Origin of the sequence: Hahella sp. HN01 (assembly GCF_018986435.1) — a bacterium.
GTDB lineage: Bacteria > Pseudomonadota > Gammaproteobacteria > Pseudomonadales > Oleiphilaceae > Hahella.
The window spans coordinates 84,338-103,749 of sequence record NZ_JAHMIN010000024.1; the positions used below are offsets into that span (position 1 = coordinate 84,338).

13 protein-coding genes are annotated in these 19,412 nt (G+C 52.9%); 11 read left to right on the plus strand and 2 right to left on the minus strand.

The window, feature by feature from the left end:
- The 10 genes from KP814_RS21390 to radA all read left to right on the plus strand — a co-directional run bounded on the left by KP814_RS21390 (nucleotide 1) and on the right by radA (nucleotide 15,567).
- Complete coding sequence (locus tag KP814_RS21390; RefSeq protein WP_216738679.1) at nucleotides 1-615, plus strand: type 4a pilus biogenesis protein PilO; 615 nt, start codon at nucleotides 1-3, stop codon at nucleotides 613-615.
- Nucleotides 615-1,157: a pilus assembly protein PilP gene (locus tag KP814_RS21395; RefSeq protein WP_216738680.1), complete on the plus strand. Its 543-nt coding sequence runs from the start codon at nucleotides 615-617 to the stop codon at nucleotides 1,155-1,157. Before KP814_RS21390 ends, KP814_RS21395 begins: the two co-directional genes overlap by 1 nt.
- A 44-nt stretch (nucleotides 1,158-1,201) precedes the next feature.
- Entirely contained in the window at nucleotides 1,202-3,364 is a 2,163-nt protein-coding gene (gene pilQ / locus KP814_RS21400) for a type IV pilus secretin PilQ (RefSeq protein ID WP_216738681.1), read from the plus strand.
- A gap of 90 nt (nucleotides 3,365-3,454) precedes the next feature.
- Nucleotides 3,455-4,033: a shikimate kinase AroK gene (gene aroK / locus KP814_RS21405; protein ID WP_216738682.1), complete on the plus strand. Its 579-nt coding sequence runs from the start codon at nucleotides 3,455-3,457 to the stop codon at nucleotides 4,031-4,033.
- Between the two features lie 11 nt (nucleotides 4,034-4,044).
- Nucleotides 4,045-5,127 carry a 3-dehydroquinate synthase gene (aroB, locus tag KP814_RS21410; protein ID WP_216738699.1) on the plus strand — a complete coding sequence of 361 codons (1,083 nt, stop codon included), beginning with the start codon at nucleotides 4,045-4,047 and terminating at the stop codon, nucleotides 5,125-5,127.
- Nucleotides 5,128-5,141: 14 nt separating this feature from the next.
- Complete coding sequence (locus KP814_RS21415; RefSeq protein ID WP_216738683.1) at nucleotides 5,142-6,773, plus strand: AAA family ATPase; 1,632 nt, start codon at nucleotides 5,142-5,144, stop codon at nucleotides 6,771-6,773.
- Nucleotides 6,774-6,975: 202 nt separating this feature from the next.
- Entirely contained in the window at nucleotides 6,976-11,427 is a 4,452-nt protein-coding gene (gene gltB, locus KP814_RS21420; RefSeq protein ID WP_216738684.1) for a glutamate synthase large subunit, read from the plus strand.
- A 129-nt stretch (nucleotides 11,428-11,556) separates the two neighbouring features.
- Entirely contained in the window at nucleotides 11,557-12,975 is a 1,419-nt protein-coding gene (locus tag KP814_RS21425; protein WP_011399673.1) for an FAD-dependent oxidoreductase, read from the plus strand.
- Nucleotides 12,976-13,105: 130 nt separating this feature from the next.
- A complete protein-coding gene (hemE, locus tag KP814_RS21430) occupies nucleotides 13,106-14,176 on the plus strand; it encodes a uroporphyrinogen decarboxylase (protein ID WP_216738685.1) in 1,071 nt (356 codons plus the stop codon).
- 32 nt (nucleotides 14,177-14,208) lie between these two features.
- Complete coding sequence (gene radA / locus KP814_RS21435; protein WP_216738686.1) at nucleotides 14,209-15,567, plus strand: DNA repair protein RadA; 1,359 nt, start codon at nucleotides 14,209-14,211, stop codon at nucleotides 15,565-15,567.
- Between the two features lie 11 nt (nucleotides 15,568-15,578).
- Here radA and KP814_RS21440 read toward each other — a convergent pair whose 3' ends face one another.
- On the minus strand, nucleotides 15,579-15,956 hold the full coding sequence (locus KP814_RS21440) for a PilZ domain-containing protein (RefSeq protein WP_127973450.1): 378 nt from the start codon (nucleotides 15,954-15,956) through the stop codon (nucleotides 15,579-15,581).
- A gap of 105 nt (nucleotides 15,957-16,061) precedes the next feature.
- On the minus strand, nucleotides 16,062-17,723 hold the full coding sequence (ettA, locus tag KP814_RS21445) for an energy-dependent translational throttle protein EttA (RefSeq protein ID WP_216738687.1): 1,662 nt from the start codon (nucleotides 17,721-17,723) through the stop codon (nucleotides 16,062-16,064).
- 387 nt (nucleotides 17,724-18,110) lie between these two features.
- On the opposite strand from ettA, the gene glyA reads away from it, so the two are divergent.
- On the plus strand, nucleotides 18,111-19,367 hold the full coding sequence (gene glyA, locus KP814_RS21450; RefSeq protein WP_216738688.1) for a serine hydroxymethyltransferase: 1,257 nt from the start codon (nucleotides 18,111-18,113) through the stop codon (nucleotides 19,365-19,367).
- The last annotated feature ends 45 nt before the right edge of the window (nucleotides 19,368-19,412 follow it).

The following is a 19,412-nucleotide window of genomic DNA, read 5'->3' on the forward strand; positions in this document are numbered from 1 at the left end:
ATGAGCTTTGCTGACTCTCTTGAGAGTATGAAGGGTTTTGATTTAAACGACCTGGACTTCAATAATGCTGGTTCATGGCCGGCGCCTATTAAGTTTATTTGTTGCATTATTGTCGTAGGCATAGTTCTGGGCGCCGTATATTGGTTTGATATAAAAGACCTAAACTTAGACTTAGAAACCAAGCAAACAGAGGAAGTGGATTTAAGGAAGCAGTTTGAAGGGAAAGCTGCTCAAGTTTCTAACTTGGAAGAATATAAAGCCCAAATGGTCGAGATGGAAAAAACATTCGGCGACTTGCTTAAGCAATTGCCAAGTGATACCGAAGTGCCAGGGCTTTTGGAGGATATCTCGTCAATAGGATCCTTAAGCGGTTTGGAACTTTCCTCTATTGACTTAAGGCCTGAGGTTTCCAAAGAGTTCTATGTAGAGCTGCCGATTGATATTAAAGTGCAAGGCGGATATCACGATTTGGCCTCTTTTGTAAGTGGTGTTGCAGGCCTATCCAGGATTGTTACTCTTCATGACTTTACCATTAAGAGTGGTAAAGAAGGTGAGGCCTTGTCTATGGATATTCAGGCTAAAACTTATCGTTATAATGCTGGCGGGGCTAAATAATGAAGAGGATTATATTTACTACCGCTTTAGTTGTGCTTTTTGGGGGAGTAGGAGGGTGTTCGTCGAATGCCGGATTTGACGATTTGCAGGCCTTTGTTAAAGAGGTAAAAGCGAGGCCCAAGAAGCGTATCGAGCCACTGCCTGAGCCAAAAGCATATCAAGCATTTTCCTACAGTACGGCAAATCGTAGGTCTCCTTTTGCTCCTCCTCAGGAGTTGAAGCTGGCGCAGATTGAAGATAAGCCTAAGAGTAACGTGAAGCCCGACTTTGATAGACCTCCTGAGTTGCTTGAGAGCTTCCCTATTGGTTCCATGAGTATGGTTGGAACAATAAATAAAGACGGCGAAACTACCCTGTATGCTTTGGTGAATGATGGGCAAGGAGGTATTCACCGAGTAAGAAAAGGACAATATATGGGGAAGAATCACGGAAGAGTTGTTTCAATATCTGACACTGGTGTTGATATTGTAGAAATAGTTTCTGATGGGCAGGGCGGTTGGTTTGAACGGCCGAGGACCCTCGGGTTGAAGGAAGTAAATTAATGAAGGTATACCTTAGGCCATTTGAGAATCTTGTGGAGAAAACAATGACAGCGCGCATTTTTAAAGTCTGGTTGTCGTTACTAGCGCTAGGCATAAGCGGTTTGAGCGAAGCTACCAGTTTGACTGGTATTGATTTCGCCGCCCTTCCTGGGGACAGGACTGAGGTCAAATTGCACTTCGACTCCGTCCCTCCAGAACCCAAAGGGTACACAATTGAGCAACCTGCCCGGATTGCATTGGATCTGGAAGGAGTCACGAATGGATTGTCAGAAAGAAATCACCAGCTATCAAAAGGCAATACGCAAAGCGTTACCGTGTTGGAAGCCACAGGGCGGACACGTGTTATTGTAAACCTGATTGAGTTAGTCCCCTACACAACTGGAATTAACGGTAATACTCTGGTTTTGCAGTTGGGTACTGCGGCGACTACTGGCGCAAATACAGCAAAATCAGATTCTCAAAGTCTGTCTGCTCCTGCCTCTAACTCTAACTCTGCTGCGAAGCCAGTACAGAATAGTTTCTCTGGTAAGCCCTCAATATCTGAGATTGATTTTTTGAGGGGAGAGAAAGGTGATGGCCGAGTCTTAGTTACTCTTACTAACGCAAAAGTAAGTGTGGATATGTCGGAGGAGGCAGGCAATATTAGGCTCCAGTTCTCTGGGGTGACTTTGCCTGCAAACCTGCAGAGAAGACTAGACGTTACTGATTTTGCTACACCGGTGAGAATTGTGGACTCTTACATGGAAGGGGGTGATACGGTTTTAATTATTAAGCCAACAGGGGATTATGACTACTTGGCTTACCAAGCGGATAACCAGTTTACGCTAGCCGTAGAGCCCTTAACTGAAGAAGAGTCAGAGCAGCGTCGGAAGGAGAAATTTCCTTATACTGGTGAAAAACTATCACTTAACTTCCAAGATATTGAGGTGCGTTCCGTTCTTCAGTTAATAGCAGATTTTACTGGGTTAAACTTGGTTGCTAGTGACACCGTTGGTGGGCGTATTACGTTAAGGTTGCAGAATGTTCCATGGGATCAGGCATTGGAGTTGATTTTAAAAACGAAAGGCCTTGACCAGCGGAAAGTTGGTAATGTTCTCTTAGTTGCACCTGCAGAGGAGATTGCTGCACGCGAAAAGCTTGAGCTTGAAGCTAGCAAGCAGGTCAAGGAGTTGGCCCCTGTTCGCTTAGAGGTTGTGCAGATTAATTATGCGAAGGCAAAAGATATTGTTGACTTATTGAAAGAAGATAAAGACCTAATTTCTGCCAGAGGGTTCATTTCTTCTGACGAAAGAACGAATACAATTAGTATTCGTGAGACAGCGGAGAAGATTAGTCAAGTTCGTAGGCTAATCCAGACATGGGATATCCCTGTCAGTCAGGTGCTTATCGAGGCAAGAATTGTTCGAGCTAGATCCGACGCGGTCGAGGAGTTGGGTGTTCAGTGGGGGGGGACTCGTGTCGCTGGCAACGATGACTCTGGTCAGATCATTATTGGTGGCGGAATGGATTCGAACATTGAGGCTCACAACGAAATCAATCGTTATAACACAGAGCGGATCAATAACATCATTAATGGGAATGACTCACTCCCTGACGCCCCAACTTTGGCTACATTTCCTAATGCATTAGGTATCGATTTGGGAGTTACTAGAACTAATACCAGTGGCTTGGCTATTGGATTTAGCAAGGGTTCTACATTGTTGCAGTTGGAGCTTTCTGCATTCGAGTCAGATGGTAAAGGTGAAATTGTCGCACAGCCTAAAATTGTAACAGCGGACCGTCAAACCGCCAGGATCGAGTCTGGTGAAGAAATTCCTTATCAGGAGGCGTCATCTAGTGGGGCAACCTCTGTATCTTTCAAAAAGGCTGTGCTGTCGTTAGAAGTAACTCCGCAGATTACGCCGGATGATAAAATTATTATGGACTTGGTTATTAACCAGGATTCGCGGGGTGTTGTAACTGCTAATATTCCAAGTATCGACACAAATGAGATAGAAACCCAGGTTTTGGTTGGCAACGGCGAAACAATAGTTTTGGGTGGGATTTTTACATCTGAGCAGTCTTCTACTGTTACAAAGACTCCTTTCTTGGGGGATATTCCCTATCTTGGTAGGTTGTTTAGAAAGACTGAAAATGTGAATGAGCGCTCAGAGTTGCTAGTGTTTATCACGCCTAAGCTAATCACAAATGGGCTGATTGATAATTAAATCTAGTTGACTTGATCTTAAAGCCGCCGCAAGGCGGCTTTTTTGTGCCTGTGCACCAGCAAAAGTGGAGGGGCGAGGGACTGGCGTGATATGCTCCGCTACCGTGGCGTATCAATATGGACTGTTCGGGTGAAAGCGAAGAAGAATGTCGTTCTGGTGGGCCCCATGGGGACCGGTAAAACTACAATCGGCAAGTTGCTTGCGAAAGAGCTGCAATTTGAGTTTGTAGACACTGATCGTGAAATCGAGGCCCGTTGCGGCGCTGATATTCCCTGGATATTCGATGTGGAAGGCGAGGTTGGTTTTCGAGGGCGTGAAAAGAGCGTTATCGCCGACCTTTCGCAACGTGATGCGGTGGTTATTGCGACTGGCGGTGGCGCCGTTGTAGATCCTGATAATCAGCGCGCATTGAAAGAATACGGCTTCATCGTTTATCTTCATACCTCCGTAGAGCAACAATATCAGCGCACCCGTAAAGACCGCAAAAGACCTTTGCTGCGTAGCGAAGACCCTCTCAGTGTGCTGAAGAAACTCATGTCAGTGCGCGAGCCCATATACAGATCCATAGCCGACCTGATTATCAGTACCGATACTAAGCGTCCCAAAGGAGTCGTGCGGGATATAGTGAAAACACTTCGGGCATCACGTGAGGAAACTGTCGAGCGATGAAACAGATGACTATGGAAACCCTTCAGGTCGAATTAGGCGACCGTAGCTACCCAATCTATATCGGAGCAGGCTTGATGAAGGCATCCAGTTATTTTGCGGACGCCATTAGACACAAGCAGGTGATGATCGTCACCAATGAAACCATTGCTCCTCTTTATTTGGAGCAGCTTGAAGCCAGTCTTGAAGGCTTTCAAGTTGATAAAACCATTCTGGAAGATGGTGAGCAGTTCAAGAATTTGGACTCACTGAATAACATCTTTGACCATCTGCTAACCCAAAAGCATAACCGCACTACGACGCTTGTTGCCCTCGGTGGCGGCGTAGTTGGCGACATGACCGGCTTCGCCGCCGCATGCTATCAGCGGGGAGTGGACTTTATTCAGGTCCCGACCACGCTGTTATCGCAGGTGGACTCATCGGTCGGCGGCAAAACCGGCGTGAATCATCCGCTGGGCAAAAATATGATTGGCGCTTTTTATCAGCCGAAAGCAGTGGTAATAGATACGGACACGCTGAAAACCCTTCCTGCGTCGGAAGTGTCGGCAGGCTTGGCGGAAGTTATTAAGTACGGTCTTATTTACGATCAGGCGTTTTTCAGCTGGTTGGAAGAAAATATCGATAAGATTAAAGAACTTGATTCGGCCGCCATAACCTACGCTATCAAGCGCTCCTGCGAAATCAAAGCGGAAGTGGTCGCTGCGGATGAGACGGAGCAAGGGCTGCGCGCCATTTTGAATCTCGGTCATACCTTCGGTCACGCCATTGAAGCGTATACGCACTACAAAGAGTGGTTGCATGGCGAGGCGGTGGCTGTAGGGATGTTGATGGCGGCGGATTTGTCCCGTCGTATGGGAAGGCTGAGCGAGCAGGACTGTGAGAGGATTACGAAACTGATTAGCCGAGCGGATTTGCCGGTCCGTCCCCCTGTCAGTATGACGAAAGATGACTTCATCCGTTACATGGCGATCGATAAGAAAGTGCTGGATGGGCAGTTGCGCCTGGTGTTGTTGGAATCGCTGGGACGGGCTGATGTGACTGCTGACTTCCCTGCGGACATGCTGCAGGAAACTCTGGCGCTTTTCACCACTCATTAGTTGTTCGAAATTTGATGCAAGAAACAGTCGTACAGCAGGAGCCAGCGTTTGCGTTAGACGCATGGCGAGAAGTCTATGGCGTAGACGGCGATCCTTTTGATGGCCGTCGCGCTGATCTGCTGCAAGTAGGGCGTTATGGCGAGGTTATTGAAAACCTGCGTCACCTGATTCATTTTTCAGAGCGTATAGTGGCTCTGACCGCTCCGAAAGGCGGCGGTAAGTCTTTGCTTCTAAAGCGTTTGATTGAATTGGAAGGCGAAGCGCTCAGAATCGTGCTACTGAAGCCGGGTCTGTTGGAAGGGGCGGAAGCGCTCGTTATTCAACTGGCGACGGGGCTTGCGTTGCCGGCAGTGGAAAGCAATCTGTCCACCAAGGTGCTGTTGGCGGAAATAATGCAAAGCTGCGAACGAAGTTTCGCATCAGGCCTACGTACGCTTTTCATCATTGACGACGCTCACGAGCTGTCAGACGAATCACTTGAGCTGCTGGTCACTCGCTTTAATCCCGAACAGTCAGGGGCCTTCGGCTTATTGCTGGTGGGGCAGCTGCAGATCACTCAGCAGCTTGCCCGCGCCTGTGGCGCGCGTGGGACTTCTGTTCAGTATGTTGGTATTCCTCCGCTGGATCTTAGCGATACATCCCGTTATTTAAAAGAAAAGCTTCGGGCGGCCGGGTGGAGTGGTGGTGAGGGAGAAATACCACCTGCGGTAGTGGGGAAACTATACCAGCTAAGTAAGGGGATACCGGGGCGAATTGATCGCTTGGCGGGGTCTCTGCTTCTTTCCGTGGAGGCGTCGAAGTCCAAAAGTTTTAATCCTTCCACGAAGCTATATCAGCTGGTTTCCGGCTTTTTGTTGGCGATTTTTATTGGGGGTGTCGGCTTTATTGCGTGGCGTTATGAGGCGACGCCCAAGGTGGAAGGCGCCTCTGCGAACTCTTCCCGGGTGACGATAAAACTCCCTGCGCCAGAACCGGAAGCGGAGGCGATTGCTCCTCAACCTGAAATACCCGTCGAGTCGGTTGCTGATACGTCCGATGAGCTGCCATCACCCGATTCGATGAACGATGCGCAAACAGAAAGCGCATCGGCTCCGATTCAGAAAGTCGAGAAAGAAGCGAATCAAAAGACGGCGGCTGCTGAACCATCTGAAAAAGCGCCAGTCGCGAAGCCGGATGAGGTTGCCGAGACCACGACTTCTGATCAGGCGCCGCCGATTGTTGCTCATAAAAAGCCGGCTGCAGTGGCTGGTGAGTCAGCATCTTCCACTCAAACTGTTGCGAAGGCAGACCCCCCTAGAACCAAAGCAGTGGGAAAAAACGTCCCAACTGCTGAAGTTGTGGATGACCTGGATCACTACTTCCGCACCAATGAGTGGTTGCAGTCGCAAGCGTCCTCAGCTTGGACGATCCAGCTGTTGGGCAGTCTACACAAAGAGTCGGTGCAGACCTTCCTGCGACGGGAGGGAGACACCCGGGATTTCTACGTCAAATCCCTGTATCAAGGGAAAGACTGGTTCGTCGTATTACGCGGCGTTTACCCTTCCGTCGAGCAAGCCAAAGAAGCGCTTGCCCAGCTTCCTCAGCCGTTGGTTGAGCAGGGGGCGTGGGTGCGCAGCATTTCCGGTTTGCAGGGCTTGGTCAAATAAGGATCGAGACTTTTTCTCTCTTACCTCTGTTATAAGCACAAACCTTTAGGTATTTTTACTAATTAACAAATCTCTTTAGATTTGAGCTAAGGCGTGTCCGTGTGTATTATGGGCGGCCCATTTTTGCCTATCAAAAGCTGCTTGGTTTTGATTTCTTTCAGGCAAGCTTTTGATTCGTAAGGATTTAAGTGAGAGAAAGCATATGAAGACAGGTCTGTATCAACCAGGTGAGTTCAAAGATAACTGTGGTTTTGGTTTGATCGCCCATATGAATGGGCAAGCCAGCCATGATCTGCTGCGCACCGCTATTGAGTCCCTCACATGCATGACTCATCGAGGTGGTATCGCTGCGGATGGCAAAACCGGCGACGGTTGTGGGTTACTGATACAAAAGCCTGATTCCTTTCTTAGGGCGATAGCCAAAGAAAGCTTTAATATTGAGTTGGGCGCGAATTACGCGGTGGGCATGCTGTTCCTGAATCAGGACGAAGCCATGGCGAAAGCCGCCCGTGAGCGCTTGGAGTCCGCGCTGGCCGAACAAGGCGTGAAAACCGTCGGGTGGCGCCTGGTTCCTACGAATACGGAATGCCTGGGGCCCATGGCTCTGGATTGCCTTCCCGTTATAGAACAAATATTCGTTGAAGCCCCGAAGGGCATTAATGAGCACGAGTTTGCGGTCAAACTGTATATTGCCCGCAGGATGGCCGAGAACGTCTTGGCGGAAGATAAAGAGTTCTATATCTGTAGCTTGTCCAGCCAGGTGCTTTCTTATAAAGGGTTGATGATGCCCGTCGACCTGCCAAATTTTTATCTGGACCTTGGCGATGCGCGCCTGGAAACCGCTATTTGCGTGTTCCACCAGCGCTTTTCCACTAATACGGCGCCGCGTTGGCCGTTGGCGCAGCCTTTCCGGTATCTGGCTCACAATGGTGAGATCAACACTATCGACGGCAACCGTAACTGGGCGATGGCTCGCGCAAGCAAATTTAAATCCCCACACCTGCCTGACCTGGAAGCGCTGCAGCCGATTGTAAATCGCACTGGCTCAGACTCCTCTTCCATGGACAACATGCTGGAAGTCTTGCTGGCGGGCGGCGTTAATCTATTCCGCGCCGTGCGTATGATGATCCCGCCTGCATGGCAGAACGTGGACACCATGGACCCGGATTTGCGCGCGTTTTATGAATACAACTCCATGCACATGGAGCCTTGGGATGGCCCCGCTGGCGTGGTATTGACTGACGGTCGCTACGCGGTGTGTCTGCTGGATCGTAATGGATTGCGTCCTGCGCGCTGGGTTATCACCAAAAACGGCTACATTACGCTGGCCTCGGAAGTGGGCACTTATGGCTACAAGTCTGAGGATGTCGTCGCCAAGGGCCGTGTTGGTCCGGGTCAGATTTTGGCGGTGGACACCCATACCGGCGAAGTGCTGCATACTCAGGATGTGGATAACCGTCTGAAATCGGCGCACCCCTACAAGAAGTGGCTGCGTGAAAACGCACTGCGTGTGGAAACCAAACTTAATCAGCAAACGCCTGAATTCACGCTGATGGAAAAGGAAAACCTGCATGAATACATGAAAATGTTCATGATTTCCTTTGAAGAGCGCGACCAGGTGCTACGTCCTCTGGCTGAATCCGGCCAGGAGGCAGTGGGTTCAATGGGGGACGATGCGCCAATGGCGGTGCTGTCGACCCGCATCCGTTCCGTTGCGGACTATTTCCGCCAGAAATTTGCTCAGGTGACCAACCCGCCGATCGACCCGTTGCGGGAAACCATCGTCATGTCTCTGGAGACCTGTTTGGGCGCGGAACGCAATGTATTCCAGGAAACGGCTCAGCATGCTAACCGGATTATCCTGAGTACGCCGGTGCTGTCGCCAGCCAAGTTCTTCCGAATCGCCAACCTGCAGCGTGAAGGTTTCTCTGTAGAGAAAATCAAGTTGTCGTACCGTCCGGAGTTAGGGCTCAAGCAAGCGATTGAAGCCGTGGCGGACCAAGCGGAAAACGCGGCGCGTAACGGCAGAGTGCTGGTGATACTGAGCGACAACTGCATTAATCAGGGCGAGCTGCCAATCAACGCCTTTATGGCGACAGGCGCGGTGCATCACCGTTTGGTGAACAAAGGTCTGCGTTGCGACGCCAATATCATCGTGGAAACCGCTTGGGCGAGAGATCCGCATCATTTCGCAGTGTTGTTTGGTTTCGGCGCCACTGCGGTTTATCCATACCTGTCTTATCAAGTGCTTAATGACCTGATTAGTACCGGCGAAGTATTGATCGATCCTATCGAAGCCAAAAATAACTATCGGAAAGGCATTAACAAAGGCCTGTTGAAAATACTCTCCAAGATGGGGATATCAACAATCGCCTCTTATCGCGGCGCGCAGTTATTCGAGGCCGTGGGGCTGGCGGATGATATTGTTGATTTGTGCTTCTGCGGCGTTCCCAGCCGCATCCAGGGAGCCTCATTTTATGACTTCCAGGCGGAGCAGGCGGAGCTGGCTAAAATGGCCTGGGCCAAACGCAAGCCGATATTGCAGGGCGGTCTGCTGAAGTTCGTCCATGGCGGCGAATATCACGCCTATAACCCGGATGTAGTCGGCGCGCTGCAGAAGGCGGTGCGCGAAGGCGACTATGGCGTTTATCAGGAATATGCCTCCTATGTAAACGGCCGAGCGCCGATGACGCTGCGCGACCTCTTTAAAATCTCTGATAAGGTCAAGCCGATTTCGATAGACGAAGTCGAACCGCTGGAAAACATTCTTCCCCGGTTTGACTCCGCCGCTATGTCCATTGGCGCGCTGTCTCCTGAGGCGCACGAAGCGCTGGCGGTCGCGATGAACCGCTTGGGCGGTCGCTCCAACTCAGGCGAAGGTGGTGAAGATCCGGCTCGCTATGGGACGGAGAAGCGCTCCAAGATCAAACAGGTGGCTTCAGGTCGCTTTGGCGTGACGCCGCACTATCTGGTCAGCGCGGATGTGCTGCAGATTAAAGTGGCGCAAGGCGCGAAGCCAGGCGAAGGCGGGCAGCTTCCTGGCGGTAAGGTTAACCAGTTAATCGCGCGTCTGCGTTATGCCGTCCCAGGCGTGACGCTGATTTCTCCACCGCCGCATCATGATATCTACTCGATCGAAGATTTAGCGCAGCTGATTTTCGATTTGAAACAGGTGAATCCTGAGGCGCTGGTGTCGGTCAAGCTGGTGTCTGAACCGGGCGTTGGCACTATCGCCGCAGGTGTGGCCAAGGCCTACGCTGACCTGATCACGATTTCGGGGTATGACGGCGGCACTGGCGCCAGTCCGCTGACCTCTATCAAGTATGCCGGCTCTCCCTGGGAATTGGGCCTATCAGAAGCGCATCAGGCGTTGCGCGCGAATGATCTGCGCGGCAACGTGCGCCTGCAGACGGACGGTGGTCTGAAGACCGGTCTGGATGTGGTGAAAGCCGCCATTCTGGGCGCGGAAAGTTTCGGCTTCGGCACTGGGCCAATGGTGGCGTTGGGCTGTAAGTATCTGCGTATCTGCCACTTGAACAACTGCGCCACCGGTGTTGCGACGCAAAATAAAGATCTGCGCGATAAGCATTTCCAGGGCACGGTGGAAATGGCGATCAACTACTTTAAGTTCGTCGCGACGGAGACCCGTGAGTGGATGGCGAAGCTGGGCGTTCGTTCTCTGGAAGAACTGGTTGGCCGTACGGACTTGCTGAAGATTTTACCGGGCGCGACGGCCAAGCAGCGTAATCTAGATTTGACGCCGATGCTGAGCAACGACGCGATTCCTGCGGACAAGCCGCATACCTGTCAGTCCGCTCGAAATGCCCCATACGACAAAGGCCGTTTGGCGGAAGAAATGGTGCAGGCTGCGCTGCCAACCATCGAAGCCAAGAGTGGCGGTGAGTTTGAGTTTCGCGTCACCAACTGTGATCGCTCTATCGGAGCTCGCTTGTCTGGCGAGATCGCCAAGCGACACGGCAATCAGGGCATGGCGGAAAACCCGCTGGTATTCCGTTTGACCGGCACCGCTGGGCAAAGCTTCGGCGTGTGGAACGCTGGTGGTCTGCACATGTATCTTGAAGGCGACGCCAACGATTACGTGGGCAAAGGCATGACTGGCGGTAAGTTGACCATACGTCCTCCCCAGAACAGCTCTTTTGCATCGCAGGAAACTTCCATCATCGGTAACACCTGCCTGTATGGCGCCACTGGCGGCAAGCTTTTTGCCGCGGGCGTGGCGGGCGAACGCTTTGGCGTGCGTAACTCCGGTGCCTATGCGGTGGTTGAAGGCGTGGGCGATCACTGCTGTGAATATATGACGGGCGGCATGGTGGCTGTGCTGGGGAAAACCGGCTACAACTTCGGTGCGGGCATGACCGGCGGCTTTGCTTATGTTCTTGACCTGGAGAATCGCTTCGTCGACCGCTATAACCATGAGCTGGTGGAGATTCACCGTATTACCAGCGAAGCGATGGAAGCTTACCGCAACTATCTGCGCGACGTGATTGACGAGCACGTTCGGGAAACCAGCAGCGCCTGGGCGGAAAACATGCTGGATAACTTCGATGACTATGTAGGGCGCTTCTGGCTGGTGAAACCCAAAGCCGCCAGCCTTGCCTCGTTGATGGACAGCACGCGGGCAAGGCCTGAGTAATAAATCGGAGCTGTTTAAGTTTATTCGGAGTTCCCGGCGTAAGAGGGTGGCGAGACTACGCCTCGGGCGTACGCGCCGCGCCGGGTCCAGAAACAGATTTTTTGTATACAGTTTAGAGGTTTAGACGCAATGGCGGAGAGACTGAGCAATAACTTTCAGTTCCTCGATGTGGGACGGCAAGATCCTGAAAAGGTTCCGGTTGGGCGTCGTAAGAAGCAGTTTAGAGAAATCTACAAGCCCTTTAAGGAAGAGGAAGTCAAAAACCAGGCGCACCGCTGTCTGGAGTGCGGCAACCCCTATTGCGAATGGAAATGCCCAGTGCATAACTACATTCCCAATTGGCTAAAGTTGGCGTCGGAAGGCAACATCATGGCGGCAGTCGAGCTCAGCCATCAGACCAACACGCTCCCTGAAGTCTGTGGCCGGGTGTGCCCGCAGGACAGACTATGCGAAGGCGCCTGTACGCTGAATGATGGCTTCGGCGCCGTGACGATTGGTTCGACCGAGAAATATATTACGGATACGGCGCTGGCTCTGGGCTGGAAGCCGGATATGTCCAAGGTGGCCATGACCGATAAACGGGTCGCCATTATCGGCGCGGGTCCCGCCGGTTTAGGATGCGCGGACGTATTGATCCGCAATGGCGTGAAGCCTGTCGTGTTCGACCGCTACCCGGAAATTGGCGGGTTGCTGACCTTCGGTATTCCAGAGTTCAAACTGGAAAAAGAGGTTATGGTGCGCCGCCGCAAACTGTTTGAAGAGATGGGCATCGAGTTCCGTCTGAACACGGATGTAGGGAAAGACGTGGCGTTTGCGGATTTGTTGAATGAATTCGACGCCGTCTTCCTGGGAATGGGAACCTACAATTATATGAAAGGCGGTTTCCCAGGCGAGGAATTGCCTGGCGTTTATGACGCGCTGCCGTATCTGATATCCAACGTCAACCGTTGCCTGGGGTATGAAAAAGCGCCGGAAGACTTTGTCGACATGCAGGGCAAGCGAGTTGTCGTCCTTGGCGGCGGCGATACTGCAATGGATTGTAACCGGACGGCGATTCGTCAGAAGGCTAAATCAGTAACCTGCGCTTACCGTCGCGACGAGGCCAACATGCCTGGTTCACGTAAGGAAGTCGCCAACGCGAAAGAAGAGGGCGTCAAATTCCTGTTCAACCGTCAGCCCGTCGCCATCATCGGCGATGAGCGGGTAGAGGGCGTGAAAGTGGTGCAGACTCGCCTGGGCGAGCCGGACGAAAATGGCCGTCGTCGTCCTGAAGTGGTGGCGGGAAGCGAAGAGATTCTGCCGGCGGACGCGGTGCTGATCGCATTTGGTTTCCGTCCCAGCCCTTCACCCTGGTTCCAGGAGTTTGGTATTGATGTCGATAACGGCGGACGAGTCATTGCGCCGGAACAGCAGCAATACAAATTCCAGACGACTAACCCGAAGGTGTTCTCCGGCGGAGACATGGTGCGCGGCTCCGACCTGGTGGTCACGGCTATCTGGGAAGGCAGACAGGCGGGAGAAGGCATTCTCGATTATCTGGAAGTATGACGTTGTGAAGTGATTGATTAACAATCAAAAAGCTTCAGACGTATAAAAAGGCATGGTTTTCCATGCCTTTTTTGTTGGGGGCGAACGTGGTATATGTGCTGCTCTCAAATTCTGGAACCCTGGAGACGTCATGTCAGAACTGAAGAATGATCGATTTTTACGCGCATTAATGAGGCAGCCGGTGGACGTGACGCCGGTGTGGATGATGCGCCAGGCCGGACGTTACTTGCCTGAATATCGGGCTTCCAGGGCTCGTGCAGGCAGCTTCATGGACCTGTGTAAAAATGCGGAATTCGCCTGTGAAGTCACGCTTCAGCCACTGGAGCGTTTTGAGCTTGATGCGGCGATTCTTTTCTCTGACATCCTCACTATTCCTGACGCGATGGGGCTGGGCCTGTACTTCGAAACTGGAGAAGGCCCCCGTTTCAAAAAGACGGTAAGAACGGAAGCGGACGTCAACGCGCTGCATATGCCAGACGCGGACACAGATCTCGGCTATGTCATGAACGCCGTACGCACCATTCGCCGGGAGTTGAACGGTCGCGTTCCCCTGATCGGCTTTTCCGGCAGCCCTTGGACTCTGGCTACTTATATGGTGGAAGGCGGTTCAAGCAAGGACTTCCGTGAAATCAAGAAGCTCGCATACGGACAACCGGAATTGTTGCATTTGTTGCTGGATAAACTGGCTGATTCCGTAGCAGATTACCTGAATGCGCAAATTCGTGCGGGTGCGCAGGCTGTGCAGATTTTTGATACCTGGGGCGGCGCTCTGACTGCTGCGGGATACCTTGAATTTTCCCTGGCTTATATGAAAAAGATCGTGTCGAAGCTGCAGCGTGAGGCGGAGGGGCGTCCTGTACCGGTGATTCTGTTCACCAAAAATGGCGGCCAATGGCTGGAGCATATTGCAGATGCAGGCGCCGACGCGCTAGGACTCGACTGGACGACGGAAATCAGCGAGGCCAGAAGGCGAGTGGGTGATCGGGTTGCTTTGCAAGGCAATATGGACCCGGCTGCATTATATGCGCCTCCTGCTGCGATTCGGGATCAGGTCTCACGCATTCTGGCGAGCTTTGGTTCTGGCGAGGGGCATGTCTTTAATCTGGGTCACGGGATCACGCCGGATGTAGACCCAGAGCACGCGAAAGTCTTTATCGACGCCGTCCATGAGTTGAGCGCGCCTTATCATCAGAATGCCTGATTGCGATTGGCGTTAGTGGAGTATTTGTAGGAATGGCGAAGAAACAGACCAGTTACGTCTGCACGGAGTGTGGCGCGGATTACCGCAAATGGATGGGGCAGTGTATTCAATGCGGCGCCTGGAATACGGTCAGCGAGTTTCGTGAAAGCCGGGCGCCTGTCAAGAGCGCCGCCCGCAGCGGATTTACTGGGCAGCGGGCGCAATTACAGTCTCTGGAAGAGGTCGAACTTGTCGATCTTCCCCGCACATCCACTCTGAGTCCCGAGTTTGACCGTGTGCTTGGAGGCGGTATTGTTCCCGGATCGGTTGTGCTGATCGGTGGTCATCCCGGCGCAGGCAAAAGTACGCTGTTGCTGCAGACGACCTGTCGACTGGCGGAGCGACACAAAATCCTCTATGTGACCGGGGAAGAGTCCATTCAACAGATCGCCATGCGCGCACGCCGGCTGCAGCTTAACAGTCACGGTATGCAGGTGATGTCGGAGACGGACGTCGAAAGCGTTCTCGATACCGCGCGCGAGCAGCAGCCGAATATTCTTGTGATTGATAGTATTCAGGTCATGCATATGGCGGAGCTGCAATCCGCGCCCGGCAGTGTGGCGCAGGTGCGCGAAGCCGCTGCGGCGCTTACCCGTTACGCCAAGCAGTCCGGCGTCGCCTTGTTGATCGTCGGCCATGTCACGAAAGACGGCTCTTTGGCGGGGCCCAAAGTGCTTGAGCATATGATCGACGCCTCTATCATGCTGGAAGGTAACGAAGATAGCCGTTTCCGGACGTTGCGCGCGATCAAGAATCGTTTTGGAGCCGTGAATGAGTTAGGCGTTTTCGCCATGATGGAGACGGGGCTAAAGGACGTTAAAAATCCCAGTGCTATTTTTCTTAATCGCGAGGGACACACCGCTGCGGGCAGTATTGTGACCGTCGCCTGGGAAGGCACCCGACCACTGCTGGTGGAAATTCAGGCGTTGGTGGATCAAGGCTTCGGCGCGGCCCCCAGACGTTTGGCGATAGGTTCAGACCCCCAGCGTCTGGCTCTGCTATTGGCGGTCTTGCATCGCCACGGGGGCTTACACGTGGGGGATCAGGATGTGTTCATTAACGTGGTGGGCGGTGTGAAAATCGCCGAAACCAGTGCGGATTTGGCAGTATTGATGGCGATATCCTCAAGCTTCAAGGACCGAGCGGCGCCAAGTGATTGGGTGGTGTTTGGCGAGGTGGGTCTGTCAGGAGAGATCCGGCCCGTCAGCAGTGGGCAGGAGCGTATTGTCGAGGCGGCCAAGCACGGCTTCACCAAGGCGATTGTTCCCAAATCAAACGCACCCAAGAAAGCCCCTGAAGGCATGCAGGTGATTGGCGTTTCCCGTCTGCAGGAGGCGCTGGAGCTGCTGTAACGCGAGGGGCGTTACACTGTTTCAATCAGTGCGGCGAGTTCTCTTTCCAACAGATCGGAACTTCCCAGATTCAACTCCACTAGGCGTCTCAGCGTGGAGGCGCTATCCAGATCCATGTGCTCGCAGGAAAACCCCAGGTGGCCTTTTTCTGCGTGGCGCAAATGTCCGTTGAAACTGATTAGATGCTCCGCTCCCAGGTTGACGCGAAGCTCAAACGGAGCGTTGGCGTCAGCATCACCCCAGTCTGCAGGCTCATGCACCAGTGCGCCGCGAAAAGAGATATCCAATAACTGACTGATCCAGCTGCGGTTGCTTTGTTGAATGGTCACCTCCGCATCGAATGATATACGCTGAAAACGGCGGCGATCGGAAGAAGTCGTGGGCGACATAGTTTTTATTCCCTGTAGCGATACCTAAACTATAGTCGCTACATGGGAGAACTTCACGTTGAGAGAAGCGGACGGGGCGTTGACCCCGTCCGGAAAGAAAGGCTATCAGGCCAAGCGCTTGTATTTCATGCGCTGGGGCACGGCGGCGCTTTCGCCGACGCGTTTCTTGTAGTCTTCGTCGTATTCGGAGAAGTTGCCTTCGAACCAAACCACTTCACTGTCGCCTTCGAAAGCCAGGATGTGGGTGGCGATACGGTCAAGGAACCAGCGATCGTGCGAGATGACAATGGCGCAGCCAGGGAACGCCAGCAAGGCTTCCTCAAGCGCTCGTAAGGTCTCAACGTCCAGATCGTTGGTAGGTTCGTCTAGCAGCAATACGTTGCCGCCTTGTTTTAGCAGCTTGGCCAGGAATAAACGGTTGCGTTCACCGCCGGACAGCTCCTTGACCCGCTTTTGCTGTTCGCCGCCGCGGAAGTTGAAGCGGGATAGATAAGCGCGGGAAGGGGTGCGATAAGAACCCACTTCAATCATGTCCTGACCGTCGCTGACTTCTTCCCATACAGTTTTGCTGTCGTCCAGCTCCCGCATTTGTCCAACGTAGGAAAGCTGCACTGTGTCGCCAAGGCGGATAGCGCCAGACTCTGGTTGCTCCATGCCTGCGATCAGCTTGAATAACGTAGACTTACCTGCGCCGTTGCCGCCGATGACGCCGACAATGCTACCCGGGGGCACATTGAAGTTAAGGTTATCGAATAGCAGTTTGTCGCCGAAACGTTTCTTGACGTCATTGACTTCAATGACGATATCCCCCAAGCGTGGTCCGGGCGGAATGTAAATCTCGTTGGTTTCGTTACGGGACTGGAAGTCTTGAGACGATAGCTCTTCAAAGCGGGCCAGACGCGCTTTACTCTTGGCGTGGCGGCCTTTGGGGTTGCTGCGCACCCAGTCCAGCTCTGACTTGATGGTCTTCTGGCGAGCGGCTTCAGTTCTCTCTTCCTGCTCAAGGCGTTTTTCCTTGGCTTCCAGCCACTGGCTGTAGTTGCCCTCGAAAGGAATGCCGCGACCGCGGTCCAGTTCCAGTATCCAGCCGGCGACATTGTCGAGGAAGTATCGATCGTGGGTAATCGCTACGACGGTGCCGGGATATTCGTGCAGGAAGCGCTCCAGCCAGGCAACGCTTTCTGCGTCCAAATGGTTGGTAGGTTCGTCCAGCAGCAGCATGTCTGGCTTGGATAGCAGCAGCTTACACAGAGCAACGCGGCGGCGCTCGCCTCCGGACAGGGTGCTTACCTGGGCGTCCCAGGGGGGGAGGCGCAGCGCGTCGGCGGCGACTTCCAGCGTGCGCTCAAGATTATGGCCGTCTGTAGTCTGCAACAGCGCTTCCAGCTTGGCCTGCTCTGCGGCCAGGGCGTCAAAGTCGGCGTCAGGCTCCGCATAGGCTGCGTATACTTCATCCAGGCGCGTCATTGCGTTTTTGATTTCTGCTACGGCTTCTTCGACGTTGCCGCGAACATCTTTGCTTTCATCCAGCTGCGGTTCCTGCGGCAGGTAGCCGACATTAATGCCAGGCTGCGGACGGGCTTCGCCGATAATGTCGGTGTCCACGCCAGCCATAATGCGCAATAGCGTAGACTTACCTGAGCCGTTCAGACCCAGAACGCCGATTTTGGCGCCAGGGAAGAAGCTGAGAGAGATGTCCTTAAGAATTTCTCGCTTCGGGGGGACCACTTTGCCCACCCGATTCATGGTGTACACGTACTGTGCCATGAGATTGAAACCTATATCTTTGATTTGATAGTGAAAACGAAAGCGTTCGCCCGCGTTAAGCCGTTTATGGAAAAAATTCTGAGACTCCATCTGTCCTAACGAGTGACGGCTGGAAACTACGCGGGCCTGTCTGGACATTGGCGTAAAGTCCGGCCGCAAGCGTCTGGGCGAATGGAATGGTACTGTGAATGGCCGTTTAAGTTAGCTGAAATCGTTGTCTTTGGCAAACGGGCGGCGGTTTTGCTAGAGCTTTGACCCGCCTTCTCCGGCGCGCAGTAAAATGGGGTGAAGAGCAGGGGATAATCGATTAAAATAGCGGCTTTTCTCACCGCCGTACGCTGACTTCACGAAACTACGGTACTCACTTCCTAGAGATAGAGGCGACAGATGTTTACGCGTGACATGACCATTGCAAGTTTTGATCCTGATCTTTGGACCGCCATGCAAGGTGAAACCCAGCGTCAGGAAGAGCACATAGAACTGATTGCATCTGAAAACTACACCAGTCCACGCGTTATGGAAGCCCAGGGCTCTGCGCTTACCAACAAGTATGCGGAAGGTTATCCCAACAAGCGCTATTACGGTGGTTGTGAATATGTCGACGTGGTTGAGCAACTGGCTATCGACCGCGCTAAAGCGCTGTTCGGCGCAGATTACGCCAACGTGCAGCCTCACTCTGGCTCTCAGGCGAACGCAGCGGTATACATGGCCCTGTGTAAACCTGGCGATGTGATCCTCGGTATGAGCCTGGCCCACGGCGGTCACCTGACTCACGGCGCCTCCGTCAGCTTCTCAGGTCGTATTTACAAAGCAGTGCAGTACGGCTTGAATCCAGAAACCGGTGAGATTGACTACGAAGAAGTCGCCAAGCTGGCGCGTGAGAATAAGCCCAAGATGATCGTGGCTGGCTTCTCCGCGTATTCCCGAGTGATTGATTGGGGGCGCTTCCGCGCTATCGCGGACGAAATCGGCGCATACTTGTTTGTCGACATGGCCCACATCGCCGGTTTAGTGGCTGCGGGCGTATATCCCAGCCCAGTGCAGATCGCCGACGTCACTACGACCACGACTCACAAAACATTAGGCGGTCCCCGCGGCGGTCTGATTCTCGCCAAAGCCAACGAAGAGCTGGAAAAGAAACTGAACTTTGCTGTCTTCCCTGAGAGCCAGGGCGGCCCTTTGATGCATGTCATTGCTGCGAAAGCGGTTTGCTTCAAAGAAGCGATGACTGATGAATTCAAGCAATATCAGGCGCAAGTAGTTAAAAACGCCCAAGTTATGGCGGAAACTTTTATTCAGCGCGGATATGACATTGTTTCCGGCGGTACGGACGACCATTTGTTCCTGGTTGACCTGATCAAGAAAGATATCACCGGGAAAGATGCTGACGCGGCATTGGGGCGCGCCAACATCACAGTGAATAAAAACGCGGTGCCTAATGATCCTCGCTCTCCATTCGTCACCAGCGGCTTACGCATCGGTACGCCTGCCATCACCCGTCGCGGCATGGGCGAAGCGGAAGCCAAAGAGCTGACTGGCTGGATCTGCGACGTTCTGGACGATATCGAAAACGAAGATACTATCCAGCGCGTTAAGCAGCAAGTACTGGAGCTGTGCAAACGTTTCCCGGTATACAAAGGATAAATAAAGCGCTCCCTGCGGGGAGCATTTGCTTTTCTGGACACAGGA